Annotated in this window: 10 protein-coding genes; 7 read left to right on the forward strand and 3 right to left on the reverse strand. The window is 39.9% G+C overall.

The genetic code is table 11. The features are described from left to right. Positions 1-39: 39 nt before the first annotated feature. Entirely contained in the window at positions 40-396 is a 357-nt protein-coding gene (locus UXI14_RS16965; protein WP_335967171.1) for a heavy-metal-associated domain-containing protein, read from the forward strand. 14 nt (positions 397-410) lie between these two features. Here the strand turns inward: UXI14_RS16965 and UXI14_RS16970 are convergent, their stop codons facing one another. The 3 genes from UXI14_RS16970 to UXI14_RS16980 are packed head-to-tail and all read right to left on the reverse strand — an operon-like array spanning position 411 to position 3,986. Continuing rightward, complete coding sequence (locus tag UXI14_RS16970) at positions 411-749, reverse strand: hypothetical protein (RefSeq protein WP_335967172.1); 339 nt, start codon at positions 747-749, stop codon at positions 411-413. Between the two features lie 5 nt (positions 750-754). Beyond that, positions 755-2,140: a tyrosinase family protein gene (locus tag UXI14_RS16975; protein ID WP_335967173.1), complete on the reverse strand. Its 1,386-nt coding sequence runs from the start codon at positions 2,138-2,140 to the stop codon at positions 755-757. Between the two features lie 22 nt (positions 2,141-2,162). After that, positions 2,163-3,986, reverse strand: a complete 1,824-nt coding sequence (locus tag UXI14_RS16980) for a fibronectin type III domain-containing protein (RefSeq protein WP_335967174.1) — start codon at positions 3,984-3,986, stop codon at positions 2,163-2,165. A gap of 365 nt (positions 3,987-4,351) precedes the next feature. Here UXI14_RS16980 and UXI14_RS16985 point away from each other — a divergent pair, with 365 nt between their 5' ends. The 6 genes from UXI14_RS16985 to UXI14_RS17010 all read left to right on the forward strand — a co-directional run. After that, the gene (locus UXI14_RS16985) at positions 4,352-4,957 is read left to right on the forward strand and encodes a sugar transferase (RefSeq protein ID WP_335967175.1); all 606 of its coding nucleotides are present in this window, start codon (positions 4,352-4,354) and stop codon (positions 4,955-4,957) included. Between the two features lie 5 nt (positions 4,958-4,962). Continuing rightward, complete coding sequence (locus tag UXI14_RS16990; protein ID WP_335967176.1) at positions 4,963-6,057, forward strand: hypothetical protein; 1,095 nt, start codon at positions 4,963-4,965, stop codon at positions 6,055-6,057. Between the two features lie 630 nt (positions 6,058-6,687). Next, positions 6,688-7,251, forward strand: coding sequence for an RNA polymerase sigma factor (locus tag UXI14_RS16995; protein ID WP_277900702.1), 564 nt, complete (start codon positions 6,688-6,690; stop codon positions 7,249-7,251). Next, positions 7,241-7,807 carry a hypothetical protein gene (locus tag UXI14_RS17000; protein WP_335967177.1) on the forward strand — a complete coding sequence of 189 codons (567 nt, stop codon included), beginning with the start codon at positions 7,241-7,243 and terminating at the stop codon, positions 7,805-7,807. The genes UXI14_RS16995 and UXI14_RS17000 overlap by 11 nt, the downstream gene beginning before the upstream one ends. After that, the gene (locus UXI14_RS17005; RefSeq protein WP_335967178.1) at positions 7,788-8,861 is read left to right on the forward strand and encodes a hypothetical protein; all 1,074 of its coding nucleotides are present in this window, start codon (positions 7,788-7,790) and stop codon (positions 8,859-8,861) included. The genes UXI14_RS17000 and UXI14_RS17005 overlap by 20 nt, the downstream gene beginning before the upstream one ends. Positions 8,862-8,925: 64 nt before the next feature. Continuing rightward, a partial coding sequence (locus UXI14_RS17010) for a head GIN domain-containing protein (RefSeq protein ID WP_335967179.1) occupies positions 8,926-9,618 on the forward strand: 693 nt, incomplete at its 3' end.

The following is a 9,618-nucleotide window of genomic DNA, read 5'->3' on the forward strand; positions in this document are numbered from 1 at the left end:
AAAATTTAACCATACAAGTTCACCTTCATATAAAAAATCATGAAACAGTTAATAATTATCCTGACAATTGTAATGAGTGTTCCTTTGGCAGCACAGGACAAGAACAAAAAAGAGGTTTTTACGGTCAGCGGAAATTGTGCCATGTGCCAAAAACGTATTGAAAAAGCCGCCATTGAAGTAAAAGGTGTTAAATATGCCAGTTGGGACATCCCCAGCAAAGAATTAACCATTATTATGGACGAAAGAAAATGCAATCTGGACGATGTTAAAAAAGCCATAGCCCATGCCGGCCACGATACAGAACCTTACACAGCTGCCGATGACAGTTATAATTCCTTGCCGCCATGTTGCCTGTACAGGGATCCCGAAAGCATTAAAATGGAACACCATAAATAGCTTATGGGTATTTTTTACTTTTGCTCCTCAATAATAGTACTGATAAATATATTATTTCTTTTTGGCTGAATACTGTCTATAACATAGGTATATTTTTTGCCCGATTGGGGGTTTTCAATATAAATACCGTAATTGGTATTTTCGGCAAAGAGCATTAAAACAGAAGACCCTTCGGCTTTTTCTGGCGAAAGTGAAAGTGTTTTTACGACTGATGCTTCATTTGGGGATAAGGCAATATGCATATCATATTCATAAAGCCTAATGTTAGTGATTGCATAGGGCGTTTTATTAACGATCTTAAACGAAAATCCTTGTTGAAAGCATAAAACAGCAAAACAATACCATATGAGCATCGACCTTATATTTTAATTACTTTTTTAACTACCAACGTTTCGCCATTACCTCCCAAAACTTTTACAAAATAGGTTCCTGAAGACAGTCCGAAAAGATTGTTGATTTCCAAGGTATTGGTAAATTCGAAAAATTCCTGTTTTATCAATTGTCCTGTCATATTGTAAATTTCAATAACACAATCCCTTTTTTTGTTTAGTTTGATGGTAATCTTGGAATCAAACGGGTTTGGAAATGTCTGCATTACCACGGTTGGGTCGTTGGGATCTATATCTCCTTCGCTCCATAGCCAGACTTGGTCCAGTTGAACATCGTCAAAAGGCTTTTTCTTTCTTTCTTTTTTAACCATGGACCTTGCCGCCAATAACGAAGTAGTTTCCGTATCGATGGCTGCAACAAAATTTGCCCCAGATTCTGCAAAAAAGCCAGGCTTTAAAACCACTTCGGTTATGGATTCCATTTTAGAAGTGGTATTTTCGGGCGCTATAAAATTATTCCCGGCCTCTATGGTGTACTGATAATAAAAAAGCTCCTCTGGATTATACGTATTGCTTACAATATAATTGTCGAGCGTGGCCAAACCATCTTCAGCATAAAAAACACCCAAGGCCCTACTATCAACAATATCGTTGGGATTTACCAACGGAATGGTTTGCCCATCAAAAACATAAGTCCCATCGTAACGTATCATGTCTGTACGGACATACGATGAGCTATGGTGCATTTCTTCCCAATCGTGCCAAAGTTTATCCACGAAAGCATGGTGAAGATAAAAAACCGGATCCCTTGGTGAAGCCGATGTCAACATGGGCCCTGCAACCCATCTATGGGCTCCCGAATGTGGCCGTTGGCGCTCAAAAAAGTCCGAAAACTCAAAAAAGTCGGTCATTGCCAACATATTGTCTATTTCCTGTTGTGTGGGCAAGGTTCCAAAACTGCTAAGGTTTCTGTTTAAGTTCCAATTGGAATTAAAACTCCCCATAAAATCTTCGTCCCAAAGAGACGATGTTGTAGATTGATCTACAGACGACTCCCAATACGGAATTGTAAGCTTAGGATTAATATCCTGCATGGCCTGTTCCATTTCAAAAATAAAACGCCTGTGCCACGCTAAAAATATTTCTTTTTCGGGTTCCTCCGGCAAGTTAAAATGTATGTCGAGCCTGTTGGGATCTATATTGTCGAAATTAAAATAATTCATATGAAAATCAGACATATCCGTTATCCGGTCCCCCCCTTCCCTAAGTTGATAAAATGCATTTACCAATTCTGTCTTCTCATAAGTCGTCATTTCCTGATAATTCTTCCGTATGCTCTGCGAATTACCTTGATGTAGAAAAACAACAGCTGCAACAAGCGGTATGGATTTCAAGAGTTTTTTATAAAATAACATTGCATGTACCATTTTATACCTCTTATTGGTTGTTTAATTCTTTTTCTATTTTTTCAATACGCTTCAATAAATCGTTCAACGTATTGTTTTCGGCCTGAAGTTCATTTATTTTCTTTTCCTGCTGAAGCGTATACAGCGTAAGTTCTTCAATCTTTCGAAGTAGCTTGGCGTCCATATCCCCCAATCCGATTCCGTTTTTTTCAATTTCGGAAGCACTTGGGATATTTATTAAATGCTTATTCTCTTTGATATGATTTTCCACTTCTTCTAAACTTGGCAAAGTATATGCATCTTCAAACACATAATCAGGCCAGTTTCCCTGCAAGGCTACCCTAACCTCTTCCGCAACAATATTTCCTGCAACAGCCAATCGATAACCCAATGTGGCCGAAGTACCAATACCTACGTTTCCATTGGCAAACAAATTATTGGCCTGCCAATCTACGGTATCCAAATTGGCGTTCTCGGTAGTATATGGGGTCACGCCACCTCCACTTCCAGCAGTAGTCGTTACGTTTGCAGTGTTGCTAACCGCAGAGATGTTCCCGGCGGCATCATGTGCAAATATTGTAAAGGCATAGCTTGTCGAGGCCGTCAAACCACTTGCCGAAAAGTTTGTTGCACCCCCCGTTAACCCAATGCTCGTTCCGTCACGGAAAACCTCGTAATCGGTTACCGCTACGTTATCGGTTGAGGCTGTCCAGCTTAGGTTTGTGGTTGTGGCTGTCGTTCCCGAAGCTGTCAAATCCACTATTGCCGATGGTGCTTCCGTGTCCCCGGCTGGTGCATTGGTCGTTACGTTTGCCGTGTTGCTAACCGCAGAGGTGTTCCCGGCGGCATCATGTGCAAATACCGTAAAGGCATAGCTTGTCGAGGCTGTCAAACCGCTTGCCGAAAAGTTTGTTGCACCGCCCGTTAGCCCAATGCTCGTTCCGTCACGGAAAACTTCGTAATCGGTTACCGCTACGTTATCGGTAGAAGCTGTCCAGCTTAGGTTCGTGGTTGTGGCCGTCGTTCCCGAAGCTCCCAAATCTACTACCGCCGATGGTGCTTCCGTGTCCCCGGCAGGTGCATTGGTCGTTACGTTTGCCGTGTTGCTAACCGCAGAGGTGTTACCGGCGGCGTCACGCGCAAATACAGTAAAGGCATAGTTTGTCGAGGCCGTCAAACCGCTTGCCGAAAAGCTTGTTGCACCGCCCGTTAGGCCAATGCTCGTTCCGTCACGGAAAACCTCGTAATCGGTTACCGCTACGTTATCGGTTGAGGCTGTCCAGCTTAAGTTCGTGCTCGTATCGGTCGTTCCCGAAGCTGCCAAATCCACTATCGCCGATGGTGCTTCCGTGTCAAGATCATCTGTTGTAATGTTTACGGCATCGATTAAAACGCCATCGCCTGATATATTCCCCCTGTAACTGGGGCTGGTATATATCCTAATGGTCGCCGTGCTTGCATTTGCCGTTAGAGTAAAATTGTAAGGTGCCCAATCGGGATTGGTAATATTTGTAGTAGAAAAGCCTGTAAAGCCAGACCAGTTTGCAAAGGCAGGCAAATAACTTTGCGGTGCCCTTTTTGCCCAAATGGTAATATTGTAGGTTTCTCCGTTTACAACATTAAAAGTATATTCCCCATTTCTTCCTGAAGAAACGCCAGATGATGAAATCAATAAAGAATAGGTTCCATTTTGGGCATCGGTAGCCGTAGAAGCTATTACGGCTCCTCCAGTCCATCCTGTTGTTGCATCTGCTTCATTTGTTATAGAAGCTGCATTAGCCTGTGTATGTAAATTTTGTGCTGTTAGGCCACAAAAACTCATTAGAAGGATAAAAAAAGTAATTTTCAGTCTCATTTTATTAAGCGTTAGGTTGTTTTATAATGAGATTAAATTACGGCTGGATATGGGGAAGAATACTTTGTAAAAGTAGTTATTCCATGCGCTAGTCTTTTTAAAATTCCATCAAGAACAAGAAAAATCTTTCAAATACACAACTTCCGACAAAAAGCTATTTATTTCGTTGAAATACAACGCATTAAGACAACAATATTAAACTGTAAAGATTTATATCTCTATGAGAGTCCAATACTTATGAGCCTGGCATCCAAAAATTTCTTTTAGCGATATTTATTGCCTTTTAAAGAACAATTTTTATTCTATTTTCCCTTTCAGCTAATTTTACCTTGTCATTAACACAAACAACCAAAACATTTGCAACCATGTACAAAAGCTTTTTTAAACGCTTTTTGGATATTATGTTGGCGGCCTTCGGACTTATATTTTTGTCGCCCGTAATAATCGTTATAACCATTATATTATTGTTTGTAACTAATGGGCGTCCTTTTTTCTTTCAACTTCGACCGGGAAAAGACGAAAAAATATTCAAGCTTGTCAAGTTTAAGTCCATGACCGATAAAAAAGATGCCAATGGCGAGCTATTGCCCTATAGCGAGCGTATAACCAAGTTTGGCAGTTTTATACGCAAATATTCCCTGGACGAAATTCCCCAATTGTTCAATGTACTTAAAGGTGATATGAGCCTTATTGGCCCCCGCCCACTGCTTATTAAATATTTGCCCCTTTACAATAATACACAAAAGCAAAGGCACACTGTAAAGCCCGGTATTACGGGCTGGGCACAAATAAATGGCAGGAATGCCATCTCGTGGAACCAAAAGTTTGAATACGACATACATTATGTAAACCGGCTAAACTTTGCAATGGATTCTAAAATTATTTATTTAACTATGTTAAAGGTACTAAAGAAAGAAGGGGTCAATCAACAAAAAGATATTCCCATGGAACCTTTTAACGGTAACAACTAAAAAATATGGCTATTAATGTATTAATCAATGGAGTTGGAGGGCCAACGCCGCGTAGTATTGCCCGTTCCCTTCACCGTTACAGCAACATGGAGTACACTATTATAGGTACCGATATTAACCCGCGGGCCCATGGCCTGTATGAAAAAGACCTGTACCATGAAACCTATGTAATACCGCCTGCCGGAAATCCTGCCTATTGGAGTGCAATTAACAACATTATCGAGAAACATGATATAGAAATTGCCATAGTACAACCCGAACTGGAGGTACTGGAGTGGACAAAATATAAAAAAGAAGGTGGTATTTGGCCATGTAAGGTTTTTTTACCCGATCATGCCATTGTGGAAAACTTAATAGACAAGGCTTTAATGACCAACATCCTTAAAAAGATTGGGTTGGTACCCGCCTCTATAACCATTGACCCGCTTAATATAGATTATAGCGCCATAGAACAGCAACTTCCCTACCCGTTCTGGATTCGTTCTACCTCTGGATCCAGCGGCTTGGGCTCCCTAAAGGTAAAGGACAAAGCCAGCCTTAAAAACTGGATTACCATTAACCCTAAAGTAAACGAATTTATTGCAAGTACCTTTTTATCGGGAAGAAATCTGGCCTGCAAGCTGCTGTTCCATAAAGGAAAACTGCTACGTGCTGCCTGCGGGGAACGTGTAAATTACATTATGAGCAAAGTTGCGCCATCTGGCATTACGGGCAATACCTCCTTTGGGCGGTTGTTAAACGAACCTAAGTTAATAGACGCTTCTTTAAAGGCGCTCGAACTAATATCTATCCATACAGGCCAGGAATTGCACGGTTTTTTTACGGCCGATTTTAAAGAAGACCAAAACGGCACCCCTTTTATAACCGAAATTAACGTAAGAATGGTTGCTTTTAATATGTCTTTTGCGGCCGGGGGCGCAAACTTTAGCGAGGACATAATAAGAATTTTAACAGAAGACCCCACCTTTGACTATTCATATAAAATGTATGAATTTGAAAAAGATTTAATATTCCTCCGCGATGTGGACGCCGAACCAAAACTGATGAAAGAAACAGAGTTATTAAAACCCTATAACTTAAATACATTTTCCATGCGTTAATCCTGTTGGGTTATGGTTTTGGGTTCAAGGTTTCAGGTTTAAGGTTGTTATATTGCTATGTCGTTGTTCGTTGGTTGTTACTCATTGTTTGCATTAAGTCGGTCTAATAACAAATAACATCTCTTTTCCCTATACTAGTAAAACTTTGAACCTTTGCAACTTTGAACCTCTGAAACAAAAAACCTTTCCTCATTAACTTATTGGCTTATTTCCTTATGATAGTATGCGACTTCTCCTCCGTCGAAGTGACTGTGGATTTGAATGGTTATTGTTAACTGTTAATAGTCAAGTACACTGATGACAACATAGCTATGTAGCTACCTAGCAGCGTAACATCGAAGTGACTGCTACTTTGAAGAGTGGTTAGGGAAAAGTGAATAGGGACACAGTTAATTGAACACTCTCTTGAACTTTGACCCTTTGCAACTCTGAACTCTCAACTCTCAACTCTCAACCATCAACTAACCAAAATTAAACGTTAAGAAAGATATTGTCTTCAATTTCCATTAGCTGCCGTATTACTTTATGTTGAAAGGGCCGGTGACTTCAGAAAAAAATAATTCAAAAAAAATTTTAGCAAACTGTAACAATCTAAAAGTAACCTTATCTTTATAATAAACGAATTACTTTTTGAGCCAACAAAAGTTAAATACCGATCAACTATTAGCACGCTGCAAAGAAGGAGAGCAATCGGCACAAATGGAGCTGTACAACCGTTATTACAAGGCCATGTACAATACTTCGGTAAGGATTGTAAACGACCCCTTTGAAGCAGAAGACGTAATGCAGGAATCGTTTTTAAACGCGTTTACGAAACTTGACACGTATAGGGGCGAAGTTGCTTTTGGAGCATGGTTAAAACGTATTGTAATAAACAACAGTATTCATCATTACAGAAAACAACAAAGGAACAGTGTTGTGCCGCTGGACGATGTTTTACATAGGGTTGAAGACAGTAATGGAATTGAACCTGACCATGAGTTTACCAACATTAAGGCTCAAAAAGTGTTGCAGACCATGAAAATGTTGAAGGACAATTACAGGATTGCTTTAACCCTTCATTTAATAGAAGGATACGATTATGAAGAAATAAGTACAATTATGAACGTGAGTTATGCCAATTGCAGGACCACGGTATCTAGGGCAAAAGAAAGCTTAAGACAAAAATTAAAAGCAGAACCATATGAAGCCTAAAGACAACATAGAACATCTTTTTGATGAACTGAAAAACGATTGGGATGTTGAAGAACCCCAAAAAGGGCACGAAGCACGCTTTTTGAACAAGCTGGAAAAACAGCAAAAAGTAGTGGCGCTCCCTAAAAGGAAGTCACGGGCCCTTGTATGGAAAGCACTCTCTATTGCCGCTTCCCTGGCTATTTTGGTGGCTATCGGGGCGAAGCTCTTTTATGAGCCTTCTCCTGTAGTGGAACACGTAAAAGAGCCTACCGAGATAGAAAAGACCGAATTCTACTTTTCTTCTTTGATTAACGAAGAAATGGAAAAAATTCAAGCAGAGGCAACACCCGAGACCAAACAGATGATAGACGATGCCATGCTTCAAATAAAAAAGCTGGAAACAGATTATAAAGAGTTGGAAACCGATTTGGCGAACGATGGCAACAGCAAACAAATTTTAAATGCCATGATAATTAATTTCCAGACAAGGATAAATTTATTGCAAGATGTATTGTCTCAAATAGAAGAAGTTAAACAAATAAAAACCTCAAACAATGAAAGTCAGATTATATAAACTAGTATGTGTGCTTATTTGCCTGCCGCTATGGGTCAGTGCATCCGGACCGGGATGGAACGGTAAGTACACCAAAGAGAAAAAAATAAAGAAGGAATTTACCGTAAGCCCCACGGCCCGTTTGGATATCGAGAACAGTTACGGCAACCTGTATATTACTTCCTGGAACGAGAACAGAACCGTTATAGAAGTGCACATAAAAACCAATAGCAACAGCGAGGAAAAAGCACAAAGAAAACTGGACGAGATAGACGTGGAGTTCCATGCTTCGAGCTCTGTGGTCTCTGCCAAGACCATTTTTCAAAAAAACGGTTGGGGCTGGGGAAACAACAACAACATTAGCATGGAAATTAACTATACCATAAAGGTGCCCGTTGGGAACAGTGTAGATCTGGATAACGATTATGGCGGAATCTACCTTGACGAGATTAATGGCCTGGCCAATATTAGTTGCGATTATGGTAAAATGGAAATTGGCAAACTCAATGCCGACAATAACCAGTTGAGCTTTGATTATACTTCTAAATCTACTTTTGAATATATAAAAAGTGGTAAAATAAATGCTGATTATTCAAGTTATGAAGTTGAAAATGCCGGAGATCTTGTAATAAGTGCCGATTATACCACTTCGGAAGTAAAAAATGCCAGAAATATTGAATATTCCTGCGACTATGGCAGTATTAAACTGGAAAATGCCAACAATATAAAAGGTACGGGCGACTATCTTTCCATGCATTTTGGGATCATGCACGGCAATGTTGATGTAAGCTCGGATTACGGTTCGTTAAAAATCGACGAAATGGCCGCCGATGCCGGGAACTTGAACGTACAAAGCGATTATACGGGTATTAAAATAGGCTATAACAGCGGGTATCATTTTGACTTTGAAATAGACCTTGAATATGCCGGACTAAGTGGCGACACCAACTTTGAATATAAAATAAAAAGAGACAAATCTACCGAGAAATATTATCAAGGATACCACGGAAGCAGTGGAAAGAACAAAGTATACATAAATTCAGAATATGGGGGTGTGAGCCTTAATAAGAAATAAAAAACTTTTGACGGTAACCAGCTATCAATCCTTCAAAAAAAATAATAACTTAAAAACATATAAAATGAAAAGACTCATCTTAATCAGTATGGCCCTAATCGCTACTTTAACGGCTAATGCCCAATGGTTTGGCAACGAAAAGGTAAAAGGGAACGGAAATGTTCAAACATTGGAAAGAAATACCTCTAATTATGACAAAGTAGACGTTGCAGGGTTTTTTGATGTTGAACTTGTTGCCGGAAACGAAGGGAAAATAACCATTTCGGCAGAAGAAAACCTTATTCCGCACATAATTACCGAAGTTAGGGGCAGCAAACTTGTAATTAAAACCGAAGAGGGTTACGATTTAAGGCCAAGCCACAACAAAGAAATTTTAATAACCGTTCCTTTTGAAAGCCTCGATGCGGTTTCGTTAACAGGATCGGGCGATATTGTTACAAAAAACACCATAAAAACCGACCTGTTTGAAGCCAACCTTACAGGTTCTGGCGACTTACAGGTTATTGTCGAGGCAAATAGCGTAGAAAGCGATTTAACAGGCTCTGGCGACATAAGTTTAAGTGGTAAAACAACCGATTTTGAATGTGCAATTTCAGGCTCTGGCGACATCCATGCCAAGGAGTTAAAAGCCACAAATGTAGATGCTTCCATTTCGGGGTCTGGAGATATTGATGTATATTGTGACGGCTTTTTAAAAGCAAGGGTCTCAGGATCAGGAGATGTTGATTATTATGGATCCCCTGAAAAAGAAGATTCT

It is taken from the genome of Galbibacter sp. PAP.153 (genome assembly GCF_037029175.1).
GTDB classification, from domain to species: Bacteria; Bacteroidota; Bacteroidia; order Flavobacteriales; family Flavobacteriaceae; genus Galbibacter; species Galbibacter pacificus.

What these genes read in the sequence shown, in the direction of transcription:
- UXI14_RS16980 (WP_335967174.1), bottom strand. Translation starts at nt 3,986, where the DNA reads ATGAGACTGAAAATTACTTTTTTTATCCTTCTAATGAGTTTTTGTGGC.
- UXI14_RS16990 (WP_335967176.1), top strand. Translation starts at nt 4,963, where the DNA reads ATGGCTATTAATGTATTAATCAATGGAGTTGGAGGGCCAACGCCGCGT.
- UXI14_RS16970 (WP_335967172.1), bottom strand. Translation starts at nt 749, where the DNA reads ATGCTCATATGGTATTGTTTTGCTGTTTTATGCTTTCAACAAGGATTT.
- UXI14_RS17005 (WP_335967178.1), top strand. Translation starts at nt 7,788, where the DNA reads ATGAAAGTCAGATTATATAAACTAGTATGTGTGCTTATTTGCCTGCCG.
- UXI14_RS16975 (WP_335967173.1), bottom strand. Translation starts at nt 2,140, where the DNA reads ATGTTATTTTATAAAAAACTCTTGAAATCCATACCGCTTGTTGCAGCT.
- UXI14_RS17000 (WP_335967177.1), top strand. Translation starts at nt 7,241, where the DNA reads ATGAAGCCTAAAGACAACATAGAACATCTTTTTGATGAACTGAAAAAC.
- UXI14_RS16985 (WP_335967175.1), top strand. Translation starts at nt 4,352, where the DNA reads ATGTACAAAAGCTTTTTTAAACGCTTTTTGGATATTATGTTGGCGGCC.
- UXI14_RS16965 (WP_335967171.1), top strand. Translation starts at nt 40, where the DNA reads ATGAAACAGTTAATAATTATCCTGACAATTGTAATGAGTGTTCCTTTG.